The 26,051-nt window shown below is 67.3% G+C and carries 25 protein-coding genes; 7 read left to right on the top strand and 18 right to left on the bottom strand.

Annotation, left to right across the window (positions count from 1 at the left end):
• Positions 1-51: 51 nt before the first annotated feature.
• The 3 genes from OVA31_RS01485 to OVA31_RS01495 form a co-directional block, all read right to left on the bottom strand.
• Entirely contained in the window at positions 52-1,362 is a 1,311-nt protein-coding gene (locus OVA31_RS01485) for a deoxyguanosinetriphosphate triphosphohydrolase (protein ID WP_267629379.1), read from the bottom strand.
• Positions 1,355-1,834 (bottom strand): cold-shock protein, encoded by a 480-nt coding sequence (locus tag OVA31_RS01490; protein WP_267631363.1) that lies wholly within the window; start codon positions 1,832-1,834, stop codon positions 1,355-1,357. The genes OVA31_RS01485 and OVA31_RS01490 overlap by 8 nt, the downstream gene beginning before the upstream one ends.
• A gap of 145 nt (positions 1,835-1,979) precedes the next feature.
• Entirely contained in the window at positions 1,980-3,368 is a 1,389-nt protein-coding gene (locus tag OVA31_RS01495) for a glycine--tRNA ligase (protein WP_267629380.1), read from the bottom strand.
• Positions 3,369-3,597: 229 nt separating this feature from the next.
• On the opposite strand from OVA31_RS01495, the gene OVA31_RS01500 reads away from it, so the two are divergent.
• Both OVA31_RS01500 and OVA31_RS01505 read left to right on the top strand, forming a co-directional pair.
• Positions 3,598-3,987 carry an ArsR/SmtB family transcription factor gene (locus OVA31_RS01500; protein WP_420714128.1) on the top strand — a complete coding sequence of 130 codons (390 nt, stop codon included), beginning with the start codon at positions 3,598-3,600 and terminating at the stop codon, positions 3,985-3,987.
• Positions 3,984-4,400 (top strand): Fur family transcriptional regulator, encoded by a 417-nt coding sequence (locus OVA31_RS01505; RefSeq protein ID WP_267629382.1) that lies wholly within the window; start codon positions 3,984-3,986, stop codon positions 4,398-4,400. Before OVA31_RS01500 ends, OVA31_RS01505 begins: the two co-directional genes overlap by 4 nt.
• Positions 4,401-4,508: 108 nt before the next feature.
• On the opposite strand, the gene OVA31_RS01510 is transcribed toward OVA31_RS01505, so the two are convergent.
• The 14 genes from OVA31_RS01510 to hrcA form a co-directional block, all read right to left on the bottom strand.
• Entirely contained in the window at positions 4,509-4,922 is a 414-nt protein-coding gene (locus tag OVA31_RS01510) for a hypothetical protein (RefSeq protein WP_267629383.1), read from the bottom strand.
• Positions 4,919-5,752, bottom strand: a complete 834-nt coding sequence (locus OVA31_RS01515; RefSeq protein WP_164309157.1) for an isoprenyl transferase — start codon at positions 5,750-5,752, stop codon at positions 4,919-4,921. Before OVA31_RS01515 ends, OVA31_RS01510 begins: the two co-directional genes overlap by 4 nt.
• Before the next feature lie 13 nt (positions 5,753-5,765).
• Positions 5,766-6,524 (bottom strand): DNA repair protein RecO, encoded by a 759-nt coding sequence (gene recO, locus OVA31_RS01520; protein ID WP_164309156.1) that lies wholly within the window; start codon positions 6,522-6,524, stop codon positions 5,766-5,768.
• Between the two features lie 36 nt (positions 6,525-6,560).
• Entirely contained in the window at positions 6,561-8,150 is a 1,590-nt protein-coding gene (locus OVA31_RS01525; RefSeq protein WP_267629384.1) for a YhgE/Pip domain-containing protein, read from the bottom strand.
• Positions 8,151-8,196: 46 nt separating this feature from the next.
• Positions 8,197-9,111, bottom strand: a complete 915-nt coding sequence (gene era / locus OVA31_RS01530; protein ID WP_267629385.1) for a GTPase Era — start codon at positions 9,109-9,111, stop codon at positions 8,197-8,199.
• Entirely contained in the window at positions 9,108-9,467 is a 360-nt protein-coding gene (locus OVA31_RS01535; protein WP_420714129.1) for a cytidine deaminase, read from the bottom strand. The genes era and OVA31_RS01535 overlap by 4 nt, the downstream gene beginning before the upstream one ends.
• On the bottom strand, positions 9,464-10,912 hold the full coding sequence (locus OVA31_RS01540; RefSeq protein ID WP_267629386.1) for a hemolysin family protein: 1,449 nt from the start codon (positions 10,910-10,912) through the stop codon (positions 9,464-9,466). The genes OVA31_RS01535 and OVA31_RS01540 overlap by 4 nt, the downstream gene beginning before the upstream one ends.
• A 2-nt stretch (positions 10,913-10,914) precedes the next feature.
• On the bottom strand, positions 10,915-11,481 hold the full coding sequence (gene ybeY / locus OVA31_RS01545) for an rRNA maturation RNase YbeY (RefSeq protein WP_267629387.1): 567 nt from the start codon (positions 11,479-11,481) through the stop codon (positions 10,915-10,917).
• Complete coding sequence (locus tag OVA31_RS01550) at positions 11,478-13,646, bottom strand: PhoH family protein (protein WP_267629388.1); 2,169 nt, start codon at positions 13,644-13,646, stop codon at positions 11,478-11,480. The genes ybeY and OVA31_RS01550 overlap by 4 nt, the downstream gene beginning before the upstream one ends.
• A gap of 126 nt (positions 13,647-13,772) precedes the next feature.
• On the bottom strand, positions 13,773-14,942 hold the full coding sequence (locus tag OVA31_RS01555) for a DUF3089 domain-containing protein (protein WP_267629389.1): 1,170 nt from the start codon (positions 14,940-14,942) through the stop codon (positions 13,773-13,775).
• 139 nt (positions 14,943-15,081) lie between these two features.
• The gene (locus tag OVA31_RS01560; protein WP_267629390.1) at positions 15,082-15,861 is read right to left on the bottom strand and encodes an alpha/beta hydrolase family protein; all 780 of its coding nucleotides are present in this window, start codon (positions 15,859-15,861) and stop codon (positions 15,082-15,084) included.
• 13 nt (positions 15,862-15,874) lie between these two features.
• Entirely contained in the window at positions 15,875-16,627 is a 753-nt protein-coding gene (locus OVA31_RS01565) for a 16S rRNA (uracil(1498)-N(3))-methyltransferase (RefSeq protein ID WP_267629391.1), read from the bottom strand.
• Positions 16,628-16,646: 19 nt separating this feature from the next.
• Positions 16,647-17,810 carry a molecular chaperone DnaJ gene (dnaJ, locus tag OVA31_RS01570; protein WP_267629392.1) on the bottom strand — a complete coding sequence of 388 codons (1,164 nt, stop codon included), beginning with the start codon at positions 17,808-17,810 and terminating at the stop codon, positions 16,647-16,649.
• Between the two features lie 115 nt (positions 17,811-17,925).
• Positions 17,926-18,960, bottom strand: coding sequence for a heat-inducible transcriptional repressor HrcA (hrcA, locus tag OVA31_RS01575; RefSeq protein WP_267629393.1), 1,035 nt, complete (start codon positions 18,958-18,960; stop codon positions 17,926-17,928).
• 150 nt (positions 18,961-19,110) lie between these two features.
• On the opposite strand from hrcA, the gene OVA31_RS01580 reads away from it, so the two are divergent.
• Positions 19,111-19,569, top strand: a complete 459-nt coding sequence (locus OVA31_RS01580) for a type II toxin-antitoxin system VapB family antitoxin (protein ID WP_267629394.1) — start codon at positions 19,111-19,113, stop codon at positions 19,567-19,569.
• 34 nt (positions 19,570-19,603) lie between these two features.
• Here the strand turns inward: OVA31_RS01580 and hemW are convergent, their stop codons facing one another.
• Entirely contained in the window at positions 19,604-20,803 is a 1,200-nt protein-coding gene (gene hemW / locus OVA31_RS01585) for a radical SAM family heme chaperone HemW (RefSeq protein WP_267629395.1), read from the bottom strand.
• Between the two features lie 442 nt (positions 20,804-21,245).
• Between hemW and OVA31_RS01590 the strand changes: the two genes are divergently transcribed.
• From OVA31_RS01590 to OVA31_RS01605, 4 genes are read left to right on the top strand one after another with little or no spacing between them, the layout of a single operon-like run.
• Complete coding sequence (locus tag OVA31_RS01590) at positions 21,246-23,045, top strand: nitrite/sulfite reductase (protein WP_267629396.1); 1,800 nt, start codon at positions 21,246-21,248, stop codon at positions 23,043-23,045.
• Complete coding sequence (locus OVA31_RS01595) at positions 23,042-23,791, top strand: phosphoadenylyl-sulfate reductase (protein ID WP_267629397.1); 750 nt, start codon at positions 23,042-23,044, stop codon at positions 23,789-23,791. Before OVA31_RS01590 ends, OVA31_RS01595 begins: the two co-directional genes overlap by 4 nt.
• Entirely contained in the window at positions 23,773-24,738 is a 966-nt protein-coding gene (cysD, locus tag OVA31_RS01600; RefSeq protein ID WP_388000593.1) for a sulfate adenylyltransferase subunit CysD, read from the top strand. Before OVA31_RS01595 ends, cysD begins: the two co-directional genes overlap by 19 nt.
• On the top strand, positions 24,738-26,042 hold the full coding sequence (locus OVA31_RS01605; RefSeq protein ID WP_267629398.1) for a sulfate adenylyltransferase subunit 1: 1,305 nt from the start codon (positions 24,738-24,740) through the stop codon (positions 26,040-26,042). The genes cysD and OVA31_RS01605 overlap by 1 nt, the downstream gene beginning before the upstream one ends.
• The last annotated feature ends 9 nt before the right edge of the window (positions 26,043-26,051 follow it).

The following is a 26,051-nucleotide window of genomic DNA, read 5'->3' on the forward strand; positions in this document are numbered from 1 at the left end:
CGGACCAGTGTAGTGACTGCACCCCGGGAACCGGCAGCCACACGTGCGGGCTCAGCCCAGATGCGCCTGTGCGCCCGAGTTCTGTCGGTCGGTGCGCTCGAGTCGGCCCTCTGTCATCGAGGCGATCTGGTCGACGATGACGCGCAGGCGGGCGTCATCGTCGGCCGCCTCATGCCAGGACGGCACGAAGATCTGGTCCAGGCCGCCGGGAGCGGCCGCGGTCAGCCAGCCGGCCACCCGATGGATGCGCTCGCGCTGACGCTGCTGATGGGCCTTGTGACGGCTGTTGGAGAAGATGAACCGCAACGCCAGGGTCTTGAGGATCGCCACCTCGGCGGCCACCAGCGGTGAGACCGTGAGGTCGGCGTCGTAACGGGCCACCGAGCGACCGCCCACCGCCGCCCGCGTCCCGGTGATCGCGGCCGACGCGAACCGGCCGATGAGCTCGCTGGTCAGTCGTTTGAGAGCGACGGCGCTGTTCAGGCTGCCGTCGTAGACCCCGGCCTGGCCGACGATCTCCATCCGCGACAGGCGTTGCGCTGCGTCGATGAGGGCACCGGCCTCGAGTCCCGCGAACTCCTTCACCCCGATGTCGGCAAGCGCCCGCTGATCGGACGCGTCGCCGAGTGTGCGCAGGTCGATGCGGTTGGCGATCACACCGTCCTCCAGATCGTGCACGGAGTAGGCGACGTCGTCGGACCAGTCCATCACCTGGGCCTCGATGCACTGACGGCCGGCGGGGGCGTCGAGCCGGATCCAGTCCAGGGCGTCTGCGTCGTCGTCGTAGGCACCGAACTTCGTCCCCGGCGCGCTGCGGGTCCAGGGGTATTTCAGCGTGGCGTCGAGCGATGCTCTGGTCAGGTTCAGTCCGGCACTCCGACCGCTCTCGTCGAGGAGCTTCGGTTCCAGACGCGTGAGGATCCGGAGATTCTGGGCGTTGCCCTCGAAACCGCCGATCGCCACAGCGACCTCGTCGAGGGCCCGCTCACCGTTGTGCCCGTAGGGCGGGTGACCGATGTCGTGGGCGAGACCCGCCAGTTCGACGAGATCGGGTTCGCAGCCGAGGCCGATCGCGATCCCCCGCCCGATCTGACCCACCTCGAGCGAATGGGTCAGGCGGGTCCTGGGGGTGTCGCCCTCACGCGGCCCGACGACCTGAGTCTTGTCTGCCAGTCGGCGCAGGGCGGCCGAATGCAACACCCGGGCCCGGTCACGAGCGAAGTCGCTGCGATGGTCGGTTCGGGTTCCGGGCAGGCTCGCGACCTTCGGCGCCTCCGGCACGATCCGTTCGACGGCCTCGTCACCGTAGTCCGCCGTGGGCGGTATCGCGGCCGAACGGCCGGTCGGCGGTGCGCTAGTCAAGCACCCATCCCCGAGCGACCGCGAATTCGGTGATGCGCTGCCGGATCGCCACGATCTGAGCCGCGGTCAGGTCGTCGGACGAGTCGAGCAGCAGCTCGGTGACCTCTTCGGTGAACGACGCCGCGTCGAGCGAGCCGCCGCCGCCACGCGGCTTGCGTGAACGATCGCGGTCACGGTCCCGGTCACGGTCACCGCCGTGCGGACGACCGTGATCGTGGCTGTCTCGACGGTGCGGCCGGCCCGCCGGGGCGTCGTCGGCCGATGCCGACTCGGTCACCGCGACGTTGACTGCCTTGGTGCCGCGGTCCGTCTCCTCGATGTCGAACGCGACCTTCGCGCCCGGCTTCAGGGCGTTCTCGTCGATGTCGATGTCGTTGATGTGCAGGAAGACGTCGGCACCGCCCGCGTCCGGTGCGAGAAATCCGAAGCCCCGATTCGCGTCGTAATGAACGACTTTGCCGTTGACGGTCACTGCTGCACTCACTCTCCTCGCCGCACACGGCTCCGGACCCCATGCCCGGGCGTGCGACAACTCCACACTCAACTATGACAGAACTACGCAGGTCGCACGTTGCGACGACGACCTCGACCGCTGGTCGGCCGGCCTTACCGAAGGCTCACGCCCCCAGGAGCTTGCCGCCCAGGAACTCCACGACCTTGTCGAGCGCGACGCGCTCCTGGCTCATGGTGTCGCGCTCGCGCACGGTGACCGCCTGGTCGTCGAGAGTGTCGAAGTCCACGGTCACGCAGAACGGGGTGCCGATCTCGTCCTGCCTGCGGTATCGCTTGCCGATGCCCTGCGCGTCGTCGAACTCGACATTCCAGTGCTTGCGCAGCTCCGCCGCCAGATCCTTGGCCTTCGGCGACAGTTTCTCGTTGCGGGAGAGCGGCAGCACCGCCACCTTGACCGGCGCGAGCCGCCGATCGAGGCGCAACACCGTGCGGGTATCGGTGCCGCCCTTGGCGTTCGGCACCTCCTCCTCGGTGTACGCGTCGCACAGGAACGCCATCAGCGAGCGGGTGAGACCAGCAGCGGGCTCGATGACATACGGCGTGTAGCGCTCGCCGGAGGCCTGGTCGAAGAACGACAGGTCCTCACCCGAGTGCTTGCTGTGGGTCGACAGGTCGAAATCGGTACGGTTGGCGACACCCTCGAGCTCACCCCACGGATTCCCGGAGAAGCCGAACTTGTACTCGACGTCGACGGTGCGCTTGGAGTAGTGCGAGAGCTTGTCCTTCGGGTGCTCGACGAGGCGCAGGTTCTCCGGATCGATGCCCAGGTCGACGTACCAGTCGAAGCGCTGGTCGATCCAGTACTGGTGCCATTCCTCGTCCTCGCCGGGCTTGACGAAGTACTCCATCTCCATCTGCTCGAACTCGCGCGTGCGGAAGATGAAGTTGCCGGGGGTGATCTCGTTGCGGAAGCTCTTGCCGATCTGGGCGATGCCGAACGGTGGCTTCTTGCGCGCGGTGGTCATCACGTTCTTGAAGTTCACGAAGATGCCCTGCGCGGTCTCGGGCCGCAGGTAGTGCAGGCCCTCCTCGTCGTCGACGGGGCCGAGGTAGGTCTTCATCAGACCGCTGAACGCCTTGGGCTCGGTCCACTTGCCGGGCTGACCGGTGTCCGGGTCGTTGATGTCGGCGAGGCCGTTGGCCGGTGGCCGGCCGTGCTTGATCTCGTAGGCCTCCAGAAGGTGATCGGCACGGTAGCGCTTATGGGTGTAGAGCGACTCCACGAGCGGGTCGGTGAACACCTCCACGTGACCCGACGCCTCCCACACGCGCCGCGGCAGGATGACCGCCGAGTCGAGCCCGACGATGTCGTCGCGGCTGGTGACCATGCCACGCCACCACTGCCTCTTGATGTTCTCCTTGACCTCGACACCGAGCGGGCCGTAGTCCCACGCGGAGCGGGTTCCGCCGTAGATCTCGCCGCTCGGGAACACCAGGCCACGACGCTTGGCGAGGTTGACGACGGCTTCGACGCGGTTGGACTGGGCGGCCACGGTTAACTGATCTCCAACGACTAGGGGTTCGATACGGTGACGCGGCCATTCCGTCGGAACACAGAACGGCAGCCCCTACAGGGTAGCCACAGAGGTGCCGGTCGTCGGAATCGTCACCCTTCTCCGATCACGCGTGCGGACGTCACAGCCGCTCCGAGGGCGGCGGACCGTCGCCGTGCGTCGGCTCTGTCCACCCCAAATGAAAACGACTTCCTTTAGTATGGAGGCGATGGACTCCCAGGAACGAGATTGCGCAGCCACCACCGCCGACCGCGGTGTCGTCGGCGCGGTGGAGTGCGCGGCCGCCGGCGACCTCCTGCGCGCGCTGGCATCGCCGACCCGCATCGCCATCGTCCTGCTCCTGCGCGAGCGTCCGCAGTGTGTCCACGAGATCGTCGGCGCCCTGGAGGTCAGTCAGCCTCTGGTGAGCCAGCATCTTCGAGTCCTCAAGGACGCCGGCGTGGTGCGGGGCCACCGGACGGGTCGGGAGATCGTCTACGAACTCGTCGATCACCACCTCGCCCACATCGTGACCGACGCGCTCGCGCACGCAATGGAGGTCTCCGACGGCACGGCGACCGAGATGATTCCCGATGCCGCGGGCACGGTGGCCGAATGACGGCGGGCCCGGACCGCCCGGTGACCGGTGTCCGGTCGACCAGGCAGCGTGCCGCGATCGCCGACGCGCTCGCCGCCGGCGACGACTTCGTCTCCGCGCAGGAACTGCACGATCAGCTCAAGGCGCGGGGAGAATCGATCGGACTGACCACCGTGTACCGAAATCTGCAGGCGTTGAGTCAATCAGGGCAGATCGACATGCTGTGGGACGGCTCGGGCGAGACGCGGTATCGCCACTGTTCGTCCGGACATCATCACCACCTCGTGTGCCGTCGCTGCGGCACGACGGTGGAGGTGCAAGCCGAGCCCGTCGAGAAGTGGGCAGCGAGTGTGGCCGCACGGCACGGTTTCACCGACATCAACCACACCGTAGAGGTCTTCGGCTACTGCGCCGACTGCCGGGCGCAGAACTGACGGGCCGCGAGAAAGGGCGCACCCCGGCACCGCCTCCCGAGGCGCGAACACGCCGACTCCGCACCCTGAGGAGCGAGCTCGCGAGCGTCTCGAAGGGGCTCGAAAGGGCTAGGCACCCGAGAGGCGGCGAGCGATATCGGCTCCTGCCGACAGCACGATGTGCAGCACCGTCAGCAGCGGGACGTCGTCGAGGGTCCCGGCCGGGAACGTGTAGTACTGCAGCACGTCGGTGGTCACGCCCTCCGGATCGGATCTGCGCAGTGCACCGAAACTCAGATGGCCGTCAGCGCCTTCCACGTCGTCTCGTAGTGCGGACGTGTTCGGCAGGTTGACCGCGACCAGTTGGGTCACGGTCAGTACGTCGAGTCCGTCGGCGAGGGTCAGGACGCGCAACGACGCGCGGGTCGTACCCACCTGCACGATCACCGAATCCGCGTCTTCGTCTCCGACGTCACCGATCTCACCGACCAGGCGCGCGACCCGGGTCAGCAGGCCTTCGGTCTCCGATGCCGCGTCGGTCATGTCGGCATCACTCCGCCGAATCGTCGGTCCCGCGAGGCGTATTCGAGACACGCCGCCCACAGGTCGCGCCGATCGAAGTCGGGAAAGAGCTTCTCCTGATACACCATCTCGGCGTACGCGGACTGCCACAGCAAGAAGTTCGAGATCCGCTGTTCGCCGGACGGGCGCAGGAAGAGGTCGACGTCGGGCATGTCCGGCTCGTCGAGATAACGGGCGAAGGACGCTTCGGTGATCCGATCCGGATCGATCTCACCGGCCGCGGCCCGACGGGCGATTTCCTTTGCCGCGTCGGCGATCTCGGCGCGACCGCCATAGTTGACGCACATCGTGAGGGTCATCACGGTGTTGTCCTTCGTCATCTCCTCGGCCACCTCGAGCTCGCGGATCACACTGCGCCACAAGCGCGGTCGGCGGCCCGCCCAACGCACCCGGACGCCCATCTCGTGCATCTCGTCACGCCGACGGCGGATCACGTCACGGTTGAAGCCCATCAGGAAACGAACCTCTTCTGGACTGCGCGACCAGTTCTCCGTCGAGAACGCATAGGCCGACAGCCAGGTCACGCCGAGTTCGATACATCCGCAGACGGTGTCCATCAGGACCGCCTCGCCCTGCTTGTGGCCTTCGGTGCGGGGTAGTCCTCGGTCCTGGGCCCACCGGCCGTTGCCGTCCATCACCAGGGCCACGTGCCTCGGTATCAGTTCGGGCTGAATCCGGGGTGGCCGCGCGCCGCTCGGGTGCGGGTCGGGTGGGCGTACGGGGGTGCGATCTGCTCGGGGTTCCGGTGCGGCCTGTCGTTTCCCGGATCGCGAGCCGGGTCGTAACGCCATCAACCGTCTCCTCTCACGCGGTGTCCACCAGCCTATGAGGTGCTTCGCGTTCGATGAGCGGCAGGGTTCGCAACTGACGTTCGAGATGCCACTGCAGGTGAGCGGCGGTCAGCCCGCTCGCCTGGCGCTGCATCGACGAAGTGGCCTCGGCGGTGTGTTCCCACTGGCCACGGAACAGGGCATCCATCAGGTCGAGAACCCCTGGTGACGGGGTGGCCGATCCGGGTGGCCGACAGTGGATGCACACCGCACCACCGGCCGCCACATGGAACGCCCGATGTGGGCCCGGCTGCGTACAGCGGGCGCACACGTCCAGCGTCGGCATCCATCCCGCGCAGTGCATCGCACGCAGCAGGTAGGCATCGAGGATGAGTTGGTTGGCGCGGCGGTGTTCGGCGAGTGCTTCCAGGGCACCGACCGTGAGTCGGTGCAACTGCGCGGCCGGTGCGCGCTCCTCACCGGCCAACCGCTCCGCGGTCTCCAGCACCGCGCAGGCCGTGGTGTATCGGCCGTAATCGGCCACGATGGCGTCGGCGAATGCATGGAGGGTGTGCACCTGGGTCACGACGTCGAGGTTGCGACCGGGGTAGAGGTGGACGTCGACATGGGCGAAGGGTTCGAGCCGGGCACCGAACTTCGAGCGGGTCCGGCGGACGCCTTTGGCCACGGCACGTACCAGACCGTGGTCCTGGGTGAGCAGCGTGATGATGCGGTCGGCCTCGCCCAGCTTGTGCTGGCGAAGCACCACGGCCTCATCCCGATAGAACCTCACCGGCACATTGTTCCACCGGGCACCGACAGCACCCCACTACGACATGCGTCCCGGGTCCTCTGGTGCCTGTGTGACATCTGGTGTCTCCGATGCGGCCGGCGGGCCGGACGTCCCGGGGGGCCGAGGTGACCCCGAACCACTCACCGCGGCGACGTGTGCCGGGGACGGTGTGGTGATCGAGGCGGGCCCGTCGCCGCCGACCAGCCTGCGCAGCCGCGGCGACAACGTCATCCCGCCGGGGAACCGGTGCCAGCCCTTGCGGTCGTAGAGCTTGGTGCCGCCCAGACCGAGCAGCACGCCCACCAGCAGACCGATCGCGCACTGGATGATCGACCGGCCCAGTCCGGCGTCGAGATCCGCGTCGAAATAGAGGATGGCACGAGTCCCGAGATAGACCAGATGCATCGGTTCCACCGCGGCGATCCAGGCGAACAGTCGCGGACTCGCCTCCAGCGGCACCGTGCCACCCGACGATGGGAGTCCGAGGATCACGAAGAACACCAGGTTCAGGATGAGACCGGGATTGCCGAACACCGCCATCATCGAACTCGCCGACACCCCGACCGCGGTGATCACCAGCACCGAGAACAGCCACAGCGCAAACGCATTCGGCAACGACGTGCCGACCGCTGTGCACACCGCGATGAACAGTGCGGACTGGATCACCGCGACGAGCACCATGATGGTCCACTTGGTCGCCAGCGTTCCCCAGCGAGAGATCGCGAGCCGCTGCCTGAGCTGATAGAAGGGTCCGTACTCGATGGGCGTCTGGCCGAGGATGCCGTCGACCACGACGCTCACCATCATCGCGCCGGTGAACCCCGCCAGGATGAGCAACAACGTGAAATAGAACGCGGACAACCCGTTTCCGGATCCGTCCGGCAACGGGGTCGGCTCGACGATCCGCACATCCACCGGATTGGACAACGCCAGCTGGGCGGCCCCCGAGAACGGCACATCGGCCTTGACCAGGCTCTGCCGGACGGTGTCCACGAGGCGTTCGCCGACCTGGGCATTGACCTGCTCCGACATCTGGTCGGCGAAGGTGGTGGTGACTGCCGACGCGAAGGTTCCGGAACCGCGGTTGATGAACACGTCGATCGCCATCGGATCCGGTTTGGCCTCGAGCACCGCGGCCCGGCCGAGGCTCACCGCGCGATTGGTGAAGTTGGGGCCGATCACCACCACCCCGTAGGCCTTGCCGGAGTTCAGTCGGTTGAGTGCGGTGGTCCGGTCCACCTTCTCCACCGCGATACCGCTCTCGGCCGCTGTCGAGATCACGCCCGCGGCGACCTGATCGCCGAAGTTCTGCTTCGTGGTGCCGCCATCCGGATTGTCGACGTCGCCGCCACGATCCTCGTTGACGAGGGCGATCGGGAAATCGTGCAGGTTGCGCTGCGGGTCCGCGACCGCGCCCATGTAGAGCGCCGCCATGAACGACATGATGACGACGACCAGCAGCAGCGGCGCCAGCCAGAACCGCGGTGAGCGCAGGACACCGGCGATCGTGGTGCCGGCCGCCGCATCCTGTTCGGGGGCGGCGTGTTCGGCGCCAGAGTATCCGGGAGACTCCCGCCCGCCGGGCCCGTTGGGCTCCACCTCGTCGCCTGTTTCGTGCCGACCCATCCGGACTCCCTCTCGACTCATTCGCACCGACGGACGGCCGCAGGCATCAGAAGCCCATGCGCCCCAATTGCTTCGGGTCCCGCTGCCAGTCCTTGGCCACCTTCACATGCAGATCCAGGTACACCCTGGTGCCGAGCAGCTTCTCGATCTGTCCCCGCGCCACGGTGCCGACCTCTTTCAGCCGGGCACCTCGATGGCCGATGATGATGCCCTTCTGGCTGTCCCGCTCGACATAGAGGATGGCGTGCACATCGACCATCGACGGCCCCTGCCCCTCCTGCTCCTCCTCGCGCGGGATGATCTCCTCGATCACCACCGCGAGCGAGTGCGGGAGTTCGTCACGGACACCCTCGAGGGCCGCCTCACGGATGAACTCCGCCATCAGCACCTCCTCGGGTTCGTCGGTGAGCTCACCGTCGGGATAGAAGGCCGGGCCGGGTTCCATCAGGCCGACCAACACGTCGGTCAGGATGTCGAGCTGAGCGCCCGACCTCGCCGACACCGGGACCACCTCGGAGGTGGGGCCGAGCAGTTCGGACAACGCGACGAGTTGCGCGGCGACTCGATCCGGGGTGACGCGGTCGATCTTGGTGACCACGCCCAGCACCGTGGTGCTTGGGGCCATCTGACGGACCTGGGACACGATCCAGCGGTCGCCTGGCCCGATCGTCTCGTCGGCCGGGACGCACACACCGATCACGTCGACCTCCGAGTACGTGTCCCGGACGAGGTCGTTGAGTCGCTGGCCGAGCAGAGTCCGAGGCCGGTGCAGACCTGGTGTGTCGACCAGGATCAACTGGGCGTCGTCGCGATTGACGATCCCCCGGATGGTGTGCCGTGTGGTCTGTGGCCGGTTCGAGGTGATGGCGATCTTCTCACCGACGAGAGCGTTGGTGAGGGTGGATTTTCCGGTGTTCGGCCGACCGACGAAGCAGACGAATCCCGACCGGAACTCGGTCATCGGTGCGCATCCTGACGACCGGTCGGTGTCCCCGACAGGTCGGTGTGCACCGCATACGCATCCGAGCCGAACTCCGCGAGGGTGACCAGGCCCGGATCGTCGGAGGCGCCGTTGACCAACACGGCCGCCTCGAAGGCCTGGGCACCGCTGGACAGCGCACTCGCCAGGGCGACCTGGAGGCCGGACAGGCTCAACGTCTCGGCGGCCACGGGCGCGCCGGCATAGGTTCGGCCGTCGGCATCGCGGACGGCGGCCGCCGATGAGCTCTCCGCGCGGGCGAGTGCGCCCCGCGCCAAGACGACCAGCTTCTGGTCCTCGTCGGACAACTCGGGCAGTCCGCTCGACGGTGCGGTCACGTTCGGTCCTCGCTCCTGGTGGTGTCACCCGTTGTGTCGCCGTGTCGTCGGACCTGCTCCCGGACCTGCGAACGCCCACGGCTGGACATCGAGTATTCCGCACCGCGGTCGGATTCGGCCGGATCGGACGTGGGCATGTCGGTGTCGTCGCGATCACCATGGGCCGACGACGTGTCGCCGGCGTCAGGATCGTCGACCCGGCTCACCAGCAGGGTGGTGATGCGCTGGCGGCCCCGGCGGTTCGGGCCACCTTCGGCGACGAGCAGCAGCCCGTTCGACTCGACCCGGGCGCCCGGCAGCGGTACCCGGCCTAGTTCGAGGCCGAGCAAACCGCCGACGGTCTCGATCTCGTCGTCGTCGATGTCGAGGCCGAAGAGTTCGCCGAGGTCTTCCACGGGCAGCCGCGCCGACACACGGTAGGACCCACCCTCGAGTTCTTCGATCGGCGCGACCTCGTCGGTGTCGTACTCGTCGGTGATCTCACCGACGATCTCCTCGAGGACGTCCTCGATGGTCACCAGCCCCGCGATCCCGCCGTACTCGTCGACGAGCAGCGCCATGTGATTGCGTGTGCGCTGCATGTCCGCCAACACCTTGTCCAGCGGTTTGGAATCCGGGATGAACTCGGCGTCGCGCATGAAGTCGTGGACGTGCGCAGACGTCGAACGGCCTCCTTCGGCGACGAGGTCCTTGAGATAGACCACGCCGACGATGTCGTCGGGGTTCTCCCCGATCACCGGGATACGCGAATGCCCGGACCGCACCGCGAGATTCATCGCCTGGGCGGCGGTCTTGTCCTGCTCGATCCAGATCATCTCCGGTCGCGGCACCATGATCTCGCGCGCGTTGGTGTCGCCGAGATCGAAGACCGACTGGATCATCCGGCGCTCGTCCGCCGCCACCACACCACTGGCCTCGGCGAGGTCGACGACCTCGCGCAGTTCCACCTCGGTGGCGAAGGGCCCGTTGCGGAAGCCCTTGCCGGGCGTCACCGCGTTGCCCACCATGATGAGCAGTCGGGTCAGTGGTTTGAGCAGCAATCCGATGCCCTGCAACACGATCGCCGACGACAGCGCGATCGTGTACGCATGCTGCCGACCGAGGGTTCGCGGCCCCACGCCGACGGCGACGAACGACACCACCGCCATCCCGACGATGGCCGCGAACAGACCCCAGCCGACGCCGAGCCAGTCGGTCAGCACAAGGGTCATCAGGGCGACCGCGGCCGTCTCGGAGGTGACCCGCATCAGGACGGCGAGACCCACATAGGTTGCCCGTCCGTGCAACACCGCGATCAGGCGAACCGCACCGGCGCGCTGTTCTTTCGCCATATCCTCGACGCGCGCCATGGAAACGGTGGTGATGGCCGCGTCGACGGCGGCGAACAGCCCGCCGACCGGGATCAGCACGAGTGCCGCCACGACGAACCAGACGTCGTCGGGCACCGTCACTCGTCCTCGACGGGAGCGTTCTCGGGCCGGGCGGTCTCGGCGAAGCCGATGTTGGTCAGCAACTGGGTGTCCCGATCGGACTGTCGCTGTTGCTGCGCCCGGCGATGCCGCGCCGCGTAGAAATCCTCGAGGATTCGGTTCTGCAGGCCGAACATCTCTTTTTCCTCATCCGGCTCGGCGTGGTCATAGCCCAGCAGATGAAGCACCCCGTGGATCGTCAGCATCGACAGCTCGTGCTCGAACGAGCGCCGCGCCGACTTCGCCTGCTGAGCGGCGAACGCCGGGCACAACACGATGTCACCGAGGATCGCCGGCCCCGGTTCCGCGGCATCCGGCCGCCCACCCGGGACCAGCTCGTCCATCGGGAAGCTCATCACGTCTGTCGGGCCGGGCAGATCCATCCACTGCATGTGCATGTCGGCCATCGTGTCCTCGTCGACACAGACCACCGAGAGTTCCGCGGCCGGATGGACGTCCATCGCGGTGATGGCGAAGCGTGCCGACTCGATGATCAGGTCCCCGGGGACCTCGACACCCGATTCGTTGGCCAGTTCGATGCTCATGAGCGACGTCCGTGCGAGGCGGCCCGACGAGCCGCCCGGTTGCCCTGCAGGTTGTCGGCGTCGCGCAGTCGTCCGCCGACGCGCGAGTTCTCCTCGGCTCGTCCGTATGCGTCCACGATGTCGGCCACCAACCGGTGCCGGACCACGTCCGCGCTGGTGAGGTGCGAGAAGTGGATGTCGTCGATACCGTCGAGAATCCGTGTCGCCGCGGTGAGTCCGCTCTGTGCCCCACCTGGGAGATCAACCTGTGTGGTGTCGCCGGTGACGACGACCTTGGACCCGAAACCCAGTCGGGTGAGGAACATCTTCATCTGTTCGCCCGTGGTGTTCTGGGCCTCGTCGAGGATGATGAAGGCGTCATTGAGCGTGTTGTGCGTCAGCAGGAAGTCCTCGGTGACATACAACGAATCCTCGGCGGCGACCTTGATGCAGACCGCCTCCTCGGTACCCACTGATTCGATGCTCTCGATGTAGCGCTTGGGTTCTTTGGAGCCGTCCACGCCATACCGTGCGGCCTTGCGGCCGAGCCTGAAGGGTGCAACGCCCTCCGGGAGTCGGATGTCGAGCACGTGGGCATCATGGCGGTACAGCACTTCGCGGCCACGTGCATTGCCCGGGGTCCGTCCCTCTGCAGCACGAGTGCGTGTGTAGACGATGCCGCCGAGCGATTGAACGAGGAACATCACATCGTCACGGAGCTGGTCGGACACGGTCGTGTACTGGACGCGGCAGGTACGCCCCGCCTGACCGACCGGACCGCCGTCGGTGTCGAGGAGACCCTGCAGTACCGCCAGCCGTACCTCAGCGGAGTTGAGAAGGTACTGCTTCGGCACGAACTTCGTCGACGACTTGGTGCCCCAGAGTCCCGTCGCACGCATCGCACCCGTCACAGGATTCTCGATGGTGATCACCTCGCCCGGTGTGGTGATCCGGTTGAGCACATAGTCGATCTCGGTCTTGCGCCGCGCGCGAATGCCGGGCACCGCGTCCACCAGTGCGTCGACCAGCTCCGGGTCTTTGGTCGTGAAGGACGGCGTCGTCATGCCGGCCATGCACCCATCGCCCAGCATCAACCCGAGCGCGTAGGGGTCGAACGGCACCGGCTGGGCATCGAAGGCCACCGGCGCAGCCAGCAGCGGCAGCTCGTAGCGGTGGTAATGCGCCGCGCGCAGATTCCCGATCATCTCCTTGGCAGCCAGCACCCGCGGGCCCTTGCCACGGCGACGATCCGACCGCGTGTAGACCGACCATAGGTGGTCGGTCGAGCTCAGAGTCGACGCGCCGTCCTGGGTGGTGACACGCACGATGTCCTTGAAACCCTGTGGGTAGACGCCGAGCACGTCGGTGGGTGTGCCGTCCGAACCGATGACCGCGTCACCGACCTGCAAATCGCCGATGGGCCGGAAACCTTCCGGAGTGAGTACTCGGGTCGACAAGGGCTGTGCCCGCCCGCGCATATATGCGAGCGGCGCGACCTCGATGACCCCGGCCGCCATCAGCTTCGGGATCGACTCCGGATCCATCATGTCGTGCAGAGCGTCGTAGAGCGGCCGCAGATACGGGTCGATCTTCTCGCTGAGTGTGCCCGGCAGGAAGCCGAGTCGCTCCCCCGCCTCGACCGCCGGCCGGGTCAGGATGATGCGGTTGACCGACTTCGACTGCAGGGCCTGCACGGCCTTCGCCATCCCCAGATAGGTCTTGCCTGTGCCGGCGGGACCGAGACCGAACACGATCGTGTTGTTGTCGATCGCGTCGACGTACTTCTTCTGGTTCAGGGTCTTCGGCCGGATCGTCTTGCCGCGCCGGGACAGGATGTCGAGCGACAGCACGTCGGCGGGCGATTCCGCGGTCCCCTCGGAGAGCATGGAGACGCTGTGTCGGACGAGGTCGGGCGTCAGAGGGGTGCCGCGACCGACCAGATCGACGAGTTCGGCGATGACCCGCTCCGATGCCGCGACGTCGGCAGGCACACCGGTCAGGGTGACCTGGTTGCCACGCACGTGGATATCCGCCGGCAGCAGTTGTTCGAGGGTGCGCAGATTGACGTCACTGGTCCCGAGCAGCCCGAACACCACCTCGGGAGAGATTTCCACGTTGGAGGTGACAGATCGACCCGCAAGAGTCCGGCTGGTCGGCGCGCTCAGGTCGGGGTTGTCGTCACTCACGTATGCAATCACTCCTAGGGGGTCGTCGCGGCGCAACGGTACGCCGGGATGTAGACAGTCTAACGCGATTGAACCGTGCGCCAGCAGGCAATATTCCGGGGGCCGTGCAGGGCACCCACCGGAACCTCAACGAGCGTGTGCTCGCCAGTCCTCGGCCTGCCGGGCGGCGATCCCGACGAGCCGGTCGAGCCCGAAAGTGAAGTCGAGATCGTGGGTGTCCAGCAATGGCAGCTGGTTGATCGGCTGTGGCCGGATCATCCGTATGTGGTACTCGCGGATGCCGTACACCTCGTCGCAGCTACCCACCCCGCGACCGCGGCCGGTCGTCCAGGTCGACGACGACGTCGGCCAGGGATCCGGGAACCTGGTGTAGGCCAGCAGACCCGCGAGGAGCCAAGGCGGGAACGGCTCACTCGGCACCGTGATGCCGACCGGCGCACGATTGCCGCTCACCACCGCCGGGTCCGTGCAGGCGACCTGGTATTGCGGCCCGTTCGGCAATCCAGATGCCCGCGATGTCACATCGACCGCACTGTTGCCGAATGCCGACACGGGTGGATAGACGATGTTCGACGAATACGCCATCACACACTGGTACTCGCCCTGGCGGGTACACACGGGGATGTGGCGGAAGTCCCCGCCCACGGCACTCCCCTTGGCGGTGGTCACGTTTGCGCCCATCAGGAAGGCGCCTGCGAGTCGACGACGCAGCGCCGGCCGGGGGTCGACTTCCTCGCGGATCAGTTTGCGGAGCTGGTAGGCGCCCTGCGAGTCGGCGATGAAGATCACGCCTCGGTTGCCCGCGTGGGCGAGATACTCCCGCCAGGCGTTGCGGACATCGCGATAGGCGATGGCGAAGGGTTCGGCCAGGCCGAGATTGGTGAGCACGCCTGCGGGTAGGGACACCTGTCGGTAGACGGGGGCGAACATGCGGCACGTCCGATTGAATCGTGCCCCATGCAGTGAGGCGGCCGCCTGGATCTCCGGCGACGCAACCAGATCCGCGTTGAGCGAGAGCGCGTTTGTCGCGGTCCCGTACACGAAGAAGCAATCCACCGGCTTGGCGGATTCGGCGACCGGTGGCGGCGCCGTGACCCGGCCTGTCAGCAGGTCGGTGGTGTCCTGAGGAAGATCGCACGGGTCCGACGTCATGGTCGGACTGCACAGCCACATGGTGGGCGGGGCCGGTGCGGCGACGGCCGTGGATTCAGCACTGACCACGAGTGAGAACGACGCGACCGCCACACCGACCGCGACGAGGAGCCGACCGACCGACCCGGACCTGAGGAGATGCACCGCGACCTCCCACGGCCGAACCGGATACTGACCTCGTACGCAAGGCCGTCGCGCTCACCACCGTCGCGCTACAGCTGGGACTGTCCGCGGTTCTCTCAACGTACGCCGTCGGCGATCACCACGAACGTGAACGACGTGATCAGATGCCCAGCAGCCGCACGGTGTGCCGGGTGGACGCGCTTCGCGGATCGACGAATGCGTCGTGCCCCTCTCCCGGGACAACGACCAGTTCGGCCGATTGGCCCCTCGCGGCGACGGCGTCGACGTACCGGCGGCTCGACTCGACCGGGATCGCCGTGTCGTCCTCCGCGTGGAGAGCGACGACATGCGCGGGGAACGGCTCCTGCGAGATCGGTGACGCCTCGCGGTACCGGTGCGGGATCTCGGCATAGGGGCGTCCCATCAGGCCCCGGATCGACGGTCGTTCGGCGCCGGACTCCAGGTCGAGCGCCGCCGATTGCGCGATCACCGTGGTGATCTGGCACGCGTCGGTGCGGGCCCGCAGCTGTGCGACCGACCACACGGCCAGCTGTCCGCCCGCGGAATGTCCGACCACGGCCACCGAGCCCCAGTCGACCTGTGCCGACATCTCCGCCGGCAGGGCCGAGCGAACGGGACCGTCGAGTGCCTGCAGCGCGGCGACCACGTCGCGACCGCTGTTCGGCCAGCCGCCGCCGTCCTCGCCGACACGCCGGTACTCGACGTTCCACACGACCGCACCCCGCTCGGCGAACCGGCGGGCGATCGCGGTCTCGATCGTCAAGCCGAACTCGGTGGTCCAGTAGCCACCGTGGACCAACACGACCGCACGCACGGGATCGGTCGGTCCCACTCCGCTCACCGGGTGATAGACGTGCCCGAATTGCGATGGCGCACTTCCATATTCAACCTTGACGCGGTGCGCCCCACACTTCTTCACCGGCGCACCCGCCTCACCGGAGTGCCCAGCGATCGGTCAGCACACCAACTGCGCCGAGGGCTACCGCGGCTGCGCTCGATGTCCTCAACACCTCCGGTCCGAGGATCACCGACGACGCGCCGAGTGCCGAGAGATCGGCGATCTCGGTGTCGTCGAGGCCGCCCTCCGGGCCGATCACCAGGACCAGTTCGGTCGCATCCGCCAGTGGTAGCTCACGCAGGGGCGTCACACCGTGTTCGTGCAGGACCGCGACCAGGCCGCCGGTGGCGACGACGTCGGCGCATCGCGCCCGGATGTCTGTGGTGGACGCCAACGGGGCGATCTCGGGAATCCAGGCCCGCCGGCTCTGTTTGGCGGCCGCCGACGCGGCGGCCGTCCACTTCGCGCGGCCCTTCTCCGACTTCCCCGTCCATCGGGCCACGCACCGGGAGGCCTGCCACGGCACGATCCGGTCGGCGCCGGCCTCGGTCGCCAGATCGACGGCGAGTTCCGATCGCTCGGACTTGGGCAACGCCTGCACCACCGTGACATGGGGGCGAGGTGGCTCGGCATATCCGTAGGTGTGCGCCCGCGCCACCAGGGTGTCCTTCGAGGTGATCTCGCTCACCTCGCACAGTGCCGTGGAGCCGCGACCGTCCCCGAGGGAGATCTCCTCACCGGCCGCCAGGCGCGCCACGGTGACCGCATGTCTGCCCTCCGGACCGGAGAGGGTCACGTCGGAGCCGACGCGCGGTACCTCGTCGACCCAGAACAGCGGCGGACTCACGCACGGGCTCCGGTGGTCGTCAACGCCCGGCGAAGGCGTTGCGCAGTCGGGAGAACAGTCCGCCGGCTGCTGCACCGGTCGCCGTCGTGACGACCTCGACGCGATCGTCGGATGCGTCGCGGAACGTGGTCAGGGCCTCGGTCTGCGCGGCGTCGAGTTTCGTCGGCACCACCACGTCGAGATGGGCGTGGAGGGTGCCGCGCACCCCGGTGTTCAGGTGCGGCATGCCCTGGCCCTTCACCTTGACGACCTGCCCCGGCTGAGTGCCCGCCGCGATGGTGATGCGAGCGGTGCCGTCGAGGATGGTGTCGATGTCGATGGAGCCGCCGAGGGCCGCGTCGACGATCGGCACCCGGATGGTGCAGTGCAGGTCGTCCTTGTCGCGGATGAACACGTCGTTCGGACGCTCACTGACCTCCACGTACAGGTCGCCCGCAGGTCCGCCGCCCGCGCCGATCTCACCTTGCCCCGACAGCCGGACCCGCATCCCGCTCTCGATCCCGGCCGGGATCTTGACCGTCATGGTCCGGCGGGAACGGACCCGTCCGTCGCCACCACACTTGCGGCAGGGGTCCGGGATCACCTCACCGACGCCATGGCAGGTCGGGCACTCGCGAACGGTCATCACCTGACCGAGGAACGACCGCTGGACCGCCTGGATCTCGCCGGCACCGTTGCACGTGTCGCAGCTGATCGGCTTCGAATCGCCGTGCGTCCCGGAGCCCTTGCAGAGGTCACAGAGGATCGCGGTGTCGACGGTGATCTCCTTGTTGACCCCGGCGGCGCACTCCTCGAGGTCGAGTTCCACGGCCACCAGGGCAGGCTCGCCCGGCTGCACCCGGCTCCGCGGGCCCCGGCCGGACCCGAATCCGCCGCCGCCGAAACCGCCACTGGAGCCGAAGAACGCCTCGAAGACATCACCGAGGCCGCCGCTGCCACCGAATCCCCCGCCGAAGCCACCGGCACCCGGACCGGCCAGCGGGTCACCGCCGGCGTCCACGATGCGGCGCTTCTCGGGATCGGTCAGCACCTCGTAGGCGGTACTGACCTCTTTGAAACGCTCTTCTTCACCCGGATTCACATCGGGGTGCAGCTCCCGCGCCTTCTTGCGATATGCGCGCTTGATCTCCTGGTCGGTGGCGCCTTTGGCGACACCCAGGATTCCGTAGTAGTCACGTGCCACGGTCGTCTCGGTCCTCTATCTCACAACTTGGTCTGCTTGGTGGGCGGCGTCTGTGGTCGTGGCCGGCTGTCGGCATCTCTGTCGGACCGGGGCCGCATGGTGGCGGCCGCACAGGTCATCGATCGGCCAAGACCTCGCCGACGTACTTGGCAACGGCCGCGACCGACGCGATTGTTCCCGGATAGTCCATGCGTGTGGGGCCTACCACTCCGACGCCGCCGAACACCGTGCCCGATGCACCGTACCCTGTCGAGACAACCGAGGTACCACGCAGGTTCTCGGTCTGGGTCTCCTCTCCGATCTGCACTGTGACCCCGCCCATCCGTTGGGTGGTGGCGAGCAGTTTCAGCACGACGACCTGCTCTTCGAGGGCATCGAGCACCGAGTCCATCCCGCCGACGACGGGTGTGAAATCCGCCGCAGCCCGGGCCAGATTCGACGTGCCACCCAGCACCAGGCGGTCGTCACCACGTTCCACCAGCGTCTCGACGAGCACCGTGGCCACGTTGATCACCACGTCACGAATGTCATCGGGCGCCTCGTTGGCCACTTCGGCAACCGCGGCCGATGCCGCCTCGAGTCGCTTTCCGTACAGGGCCGCGGAGAACATGTCACGCAGCCGCACGAAGTCGTCGTCGACGAGGTCGTCGCTGAGCGCCACCATCCGCTGCTCGACACGACCGGTGTCGGTGATCACCACCAGCAACAGCCGGGACGGCGACAGCGACACCACCTCGAGGTGTCGCACCGTAGCCGTCGACAGCACCGGGTACTGGATCACCGCGACCTGTCGCGTCAGCTGGGCGAGCAGTTTGACCGAGCGTCGCAGCACGTCATCGAGATCCACGCCGGAATCCAGGACCGACAGGATGGCGCGACGCTCGGCGGCCGACAGCGGTTTGACCTCGCTGATCCGGTCCACGAACATCCGGTAGCCCTTGTCGGTCGGCACGCGGCCGGAACTCGTATGGGGCTGGGCGATGTACCCCTCGGCCTCGAGGACCGCCATGTCGTTGCGCACCGTGGCGCTCGACACCCCGAGCTGGTGACGATCGACGATCGCCTTGGAACCGATGGGTTCCTGCGATTCGACGAAATCCGTCACGATCGCGCGCAGGATCTCGAATCGACGATCATCGGTACTCGACACGCGACACTCCTCCCGGCACAGAACTCTGCCATACAGTAGGTGACGTCCATCTTACGAACCGTGGCGCGAAACTCGCTGAAACAGTTTTTTCGTGCCGGGCCGTGCGCCGGTGAGCATCATCGGCCGGCCGACTCTTCAGAAAGTGCCGGGATGATCTTCAAGGGGGTGCGGGAGGGTAAGCCCTATCCCGACCACGGATTGTCGGCGCGCGGTTGGGCGAAGATCCCGCCCCGGCAGTTCCGCCTGAACGAGCTGACCACGGTCACCACCGTGCTCGCCCTCGACCGGCTCCTCAGTGAGGACTCCACGTTCTACGGCGACCTGTTCTCCCATGTCGTCCGCTGGCACGGAGAGCTCTATCTGGAAGACGGGCTGCACCGGGCCGTACGGTCCGCGCTGCGGAACCGTCACATCATCCACGCCCGCATGCTCGATCTGGACGCACTCGATCTCGATCTCGATCCCGGGGCCGCCCCGGTGGAGGATCAGGTGGACACTGCGGAGCTCCCATCCCCGGGACGGGAGTCGGCAGGCGGCGTGCACCGGCGTGGCGCGCGCAGTACCGGCTGGACGGTTCCGGTGGCGGGCCGGCAGCCGCCCGAGTGGTGAGGAGCCCGGGACCGCATCCGGTCCGGACCGGCGCTCAGCCGGCGACCAGGATCTCGCGCACCACACGGTCGGCAAGCAGTCGGCCCGCGTCCGTGAGCACCAGCCGGGCACCGACACTGCCCACGTGTTCGAGCAGGCCATCGTCGATGAACTCCGCCGCCCGCTGATATTCGCCTGCGGTGAGCTCGTCGACCCCCAGCCCGTCGCGGCAGCGTGCCTTGAGCATCACCGCTTCGAGATGTCGGTCCTCCGGCGTGAGGATCTCGTGTCCGCCGATCGGGAGTTGTTCGGCGGCAAGTGAATCCGCATAGCGCGCCGGATGTTTGACATTCCACCACCGCACGCCGTTCACGTGCGAATGAGCGCCCGGACCGATCCCCCACCAATCGTGGCTGTACCAGTAGGCCAGGTTGTGCCTGCATTCCGCGGCGCGCGACCGCGACCAGTTCGACACCTCGTACCAGTCGAAACCCGCCGTCGACAGCCGGTCGCCGAGAATCCGGTACCGGTCGGCGAGGACGTCGTCGTCGGGGGCGGGCAATTCGCCGCGCCGGATGCGCCGGGCCAGCGCGGTGCCGTCCTCGACGATCAGGGCGTATGCGGAGACGTGGTCGACCTCGGTCGAGAGGACGGCATCCAGACTCGCGTGCAGGTCGTCGTCGGTCTCCCCCGGCGTGCCGTAGATCAGATCGAGATTGATGTGGTCGAACCCGGCGGCGGTCGCCTCCCGGGCTGCGGCGACCGCGCGGCCCGGCGTGTGCGTGCGATCCAGGGTTGCCAGCACGTGCGGAGCGGCGGACTGCATACCGAGGGAGATGCGGTTGAACCCCGCCCCGAGCAGACCATCGAAGAACTCCGGCGATGTCGATTCCGGATTGGACTCGGTGGTGACCTCCGCATCGTCGGCGAGGTCGAAGTACTCGGTCACCGAACCCAGCAGCCTCGACAATCCCGCCGCACCCAGCAGCGACGGGGTACCCCCGCCGACAAAGACCGTCGACACCGGTCGATTCGGGTTCATCAGTCGCGCAGCACTTCTCAGCTCGCGATCGACGGCCTCCTGCCACGACTCCGGCGACGACGAACTCCCCAGCTCACCCGCGGTGTAGGTGTTGAAGTCGCAGTATCCGCAGCGCGTCGCGCAGAACGGAACGTGCAGATACAGGCCGAGTGGTGTCGTGGCGTCGACTGCGCCACACGCGGCACCGACGACGTCGCCGGTGCCCGATTCCATCTCGACCTTCACTCCTCCATCATGCTCGCCCGGCGCGGTGTGACGGTGACCACGCCACCGATCCGGGTTCCATGGAAGGACTGTCGCGGATGCGCCCGGACAGCGGGAATACCTCCCGCTCCGACTGCCTTGACTTCTACGTGCGGACCTCACGGCAGGGCTTTGCCTCACCGTGAGGGAAAATAACGCCAAGTAGACGAGGCAAGGGGCATCGTGGCACTATGAACGGCGTGACTTCCCCAGGGGTGTGGCTCGCAGCCCGACGCCACATCGATCTCAAGCGCGTCTGCAGCGCATTCTGTCGTCCTTAGACGACGTGCGCACTGTCCCCTGACGACAGGTCGGCCCCGAGAAGTCCCCGCTCAGCCGCGGGTATGCCAGCACGTTTCCAGCCCACTTCCATGTGAACGCTGACGCTTGCTGCGTCGGCTCAGGAGACTTCATGACGTCCACCACCGACGATCTTTCCGTGACCACCTCGGACGCGGTCGAAGAGCCGGCCGCAAAGGATCGCGCCGCCGGGTCGAAGCCCACAGCGCCCGCCGGTGACCGGCCGGCCCGCGGTGAGCGCCCGGCCCGCAAGCCCCGGCCGACCAAGCGTCGCGCCGAAGGCCAGTGGAAGCTGGGTTACCGCGAGCCCCTCAATCCCAACGAGCAGGTCAAGAAGGACGACAACCCGCTCAACGTGCGCGCCCGGATCGAGAACATCTACGCCAAGCAGGGCTTCGACTCGATCGACAAGCAGGATCTCCGCGGCCGCATGCGCTGGTGGGGTCTCTACACCCAGCGAGCCGAGGGCTACGACGGCACCTGGACCGGCGACGAGAACATCGACCTCCTCGAGGACAGCCACTTCATGATGCGTATCCGCTGCGACGCGGGTGCTCTGAACGTGGCGCAGCTGCGCACGCTCGGTCAGATCTCGACCGAGTTCGCCCGCGACACCGCCGACCTCTCGGACCGCGAGAACGTCCAATACCACTGGATCCGTATCGAGGACGTCCCCACGATCTGGGAACGGATCGAAGGCGTCGGCCTCAAGACGACCGAGGCGTGCGGTGACTGCCCCCGCGTCGTCCTGGGTTCGCCGCTCGCCGGCGACGCCGTGGACGAGGTGCTCGACCCCACGCCGGCAATCGACGAGATCGTCCGCCGCTTCATCGGTGACCCGCAGTACTCGAACCTGCCGCGCAAGTTCAAGACCGCGATCTCCGGCCTGCAGGACGTCTCCCACGAGACCAACGACGTCGCGTTCATCGGCGTGAACCACCCCGAACACGGCCCCGGGCTCGACCTGTGGGTCGGCGGCGGGCTCTCGACCAACCCGATGCTCGCCCAGCGCGTCGGTGCGTGGATCCCGCTCGACGAGGTGCCCGACGTGTGGGAAGGCGTGGTCGCCATCTTCCGCGACTACGGCTACCGGCGCCTGCGGGCCAAGGCCCGCCTCAAGTTCCTCATCAAGGACTGGGGCATCGAGAAGTTCCGCCAGGTCCTCGAGGACGAATACCTCGGGCGCAAGCTGATCGACGGTCCGGCACCCGAGCCACTCACCGCACCGCGCGATCACGTCGGTGTCCAGCGGCAGAAGAACGGCCTCAACGCGGTCGGTTTCGCAGCCATCGCCGGACGTGTCTCCGGCACCATCCTGAGTTCGGTCGCCGACGCCGCCGAACGAGCCGGGTCCGACCGCATCCGCTTCACGCCCTACCAGAAGCTCGTGATCCTCGACATCGCCGACGACAAGATCGATCAGCTGATCGACGAGGTTGCCGCACTCGGACTGTCGGCGCGGACCTCGAACTGGCGACGGAATCTGATGGCGTGCAGCGGGATCGAGTTCTGCAAGCTGTCCTTCACCGAGACCCGCAAGCGGTCGCAGCGACTCGTACCTGAACTCGAGCAGCGACTGGCCGATATCAACTCAGAACTCGACGTCCCGATCACCGTGAACATCAACGGTTGCCCCAACTCGTGCGCGCGGTCCCAGATCGCCGACATCGGGTTCAAGGGTCAATTGGTCGACGACGACAACGGCGGCCAGACCGAGGGATTCCAGGTCCATCTCGGCGGAAGCATTGGCCAGGATGCCGGCTTCGGCCGAAAGCTGCGCCAACACAAGGTGTTCTCCACCGATCTCGGCGACTACATCGACCGCGTCGTCCGAAACTTCGTGGAGCAGCGCACACCAGGAGAACGGTTCGCCCAGTGGGCCGTTCGCGCCGACGAGGAGGCATTGCGATGAGCACGGTCACCACCGCCACGACGGGTCGCCGTCACACCGAAGACGAGTTGCGTGCCATCGCCGAGGCAGGTGCCCGCGACCTCGGCGCGGACGCCACCCCCGAGGAACTGCTGCGCTGGACCGCAGAGACCTTCGGTGACAACTTCGTCGTCGCCTCCAACATGCAGGACGCGGCGCTCGTCGATCTCGCCAGCAAGCATGTCGACACCGACCACCTGCACGGCGAGAAGCTCAAGGTGCTCTTCCTCGACACCGGCTATCACTTCGCCGAGACCATCGGCACCCGCGATGCCGTCGAGCAGGTCTACGACGTGGACATGGTCAACCTCACTCCGGAGCACAGCGTCGCCGAACAGGACGAACTGTTGGGCCGCAACCTGTTCGCCCGCGACCCGGGCGAGTGCTGCCGACTGCGCAAGGTGGTCCCGCTCAAGTCCGGCCTCTCGCAGTACGACGCCTGGATCACCGGCATCCGCCGAGTGGAGGCGCCGACCCGTGCGAATGCACCGCTCATCTCGTTCGACGAGGGATTCGGGCTGGTGAAGATCAACCCGATCGCCGCGTGGTCGGACGAGACGATGCAGGACTACATCGACTCCAACGGGGTGCTCGTCAACCCGCTCGTCGACGACGGCTATCCGTCGATCGGCTGCGCCCCGTGCACAGCCAAACCCGAACCCGGATCCGATCCGCGCAGTGGCCGTTGGGCCGGTCGCGCCAAGACAGAATGTGGGCTCCACGCATGACCATCGCCGACGCCACCGTCACCAGCAGCGCCTCCGCGGTCGAGGCCGACGCCGACGACTTCACCACCCTCGACGCTCTCGAATCCGAGGCCATCCACATCTTCCGTGAGGTGGCGGGCGAGTTCGAGCGGCCGGTGATCCTGTTCTCCGGCGGCAAGGACTCCACGGTGCTGCTGCACCTGGCGCTCAAGGCCTTCTGGCCTGCTCCCCTGCCGTTCTCGCTCTTGCACGTGGACACCGGCCACAACCTGACCGAGGTGCTGGAGTTCCGCGACCAGGTGGTCGAGCGGCACGGGCTGCGCCTGCACGTGGCGAAGGTGGAGGACTACCTCGCCGACGGGCGACTCACCGAACGCCCGGATGGTGTGCGCAACCCGCTGCAGACCATCCCGCTGCTCGACGCGATCACTGAGAACCGTTTCGACGCGGTCTTCGGCGGCGGACGTCGCGACGAGGAGCGCTCGCGCGCCAAGGAGCGGATCTTCTCCCTGCGCAACGCCTTCGGTCAATGGGATCCGAAGCGTCAGCGCCCCGAACTGTGGAACCTCTACAACGGTCGCCACGCGCCGGGTGAGCATGTCCGCGTGTTCCCGCTGTCGAACTGGACCGAACTCGACATCTGGCGCTACATCGCCCGCGAGCAGGTGCTGCTTCCGCAGATCTACTACGCGCACGAGCGCGACGTGTTCCTGCGCGACGGTATGTGGATGACCTCCGGTTCGTGGGGCGGTCCGCGCGAGGGCGAAACCGTCGAGCGTCGCTGGGTCCGCTACCGGACCGTCGGTGACGGGTCGTCCACCGGCGCCGTGCTCTCCGACGCCGCCGACAACGACGCGGTGCTGGCCGAGGTGGCTGCCTCCCGACTCACCGAGCGCGGGGCGACCCGCGGCGACGACCGGGTCTCCGAGGCCGCGATGGAAGACCGCAAACGCGAAGGATACTTCTGATGTCACATGCTCCCGACCTTCTCCGCATCGCCACCGCGGGCAGCGTCGACGACGGCAAGTCGACGCTCGTCGGCCGGCTGCTCTACGACACCAAATCGGTCCTCGTCGACCAGATCGACGCCGTCACCAAGGCATCGGTCGACCGCGGCCTCGAGGGTCCCGACCTCTCGCTGCTCGTCGACGGTCTGCGCGCCGAGCGCGAGCAGGGCATCACGATCGATGTCGCCTACCGCTACTTCGCCACGCCGGCACGGTCGTTCGTGCTCGCCGACACCCCTGGCCATGTGCAGTACACCCGGAACACGGTGTCCGGCGCGTCGACCGCCCAGCTGGTGATCCTGCTCGTCGACGCGCGCAGCGGTGTGGTCGCCCAGACCCGCCGTCATACCGCGGTGATGGCACTCCTCGGGGTGCCCCAGCTCGTGTTGGCGGTCAACAAGATCGACCTGGTCGACGACCAGGAGACGGCCTTCGCGGAGATCTCCGCCGAGTTCGGCGAACTCACCCGGTCGCTGGGGTGGTCGCCGGAACAGGTGACCGCCATCCCGGTGTCGGCACTGCACGGCGACAACGTCGCCACGCGCTCCGAGAACACCCCGTACTACGAGGGCCCCGCGCTGATCGAACACCTCGAGACGGTCCCGAACGTCACCGATCCCCGGCCGGTCGGGTTGCGCTTCCCCGTCCAGTACGTGATCCGTCCGCGTACCCCCGAGTATCCCGACTACCGGGGCTACGCCGGGCAGATCGCGGCCGGTCGCGTCTCGGTCGGCGACGAGGTCGTGATCCTGCCCTCCGGTGTCCGCAGTACGATCCGCCAGATCGACACGGCCGACGGCGAACTCACCACCGCGCACACCGGGCGCAGCGTGACGCTGCTGCTCGACGATGACGTCGACGTATCGCGCGGCGACCTGATCGCGGCTGTCACGGACGCACCGGAACCGGCTCAGCAGTTCACCGCCACGGTCTGCTGGTTGGCCGAGAAGCCACTGCGGCCGGGTGCCCGGTTGCTGCTCAAGCACGGCACCAGGACCACCCAGGCGATCGTCGGTGGACTCGAGGTGCTGTTCGACGAGCAGACCCTCGCGCTGATCGATGCACCGGACACGGTGGAGCTGAACCAGATCGGCCGGATCGCGATCCAGACCGCCGAACCGATCGCGCCGGACGACTACCAGGTCAACCGCGAGTCGGGCAGCTTCCTGCTCATCGATCCGCAGGGCGGGAACACCCTCGGCGCCGGTCTCGTCGGCGATGCCCTCGCGAATCTCCATCTGTCGGCGACACCCGAACTCGTCTGAGACCGTTGA

The sequence above is a fragment of the Gordonia sp. SL306 genome, assembly GCF_026625785.1.
Lineage (GTDB): Bacteria > Actinomycetota > Actinomycetes > Mycobacteriales > Mycobacteriaceae > Gordonia.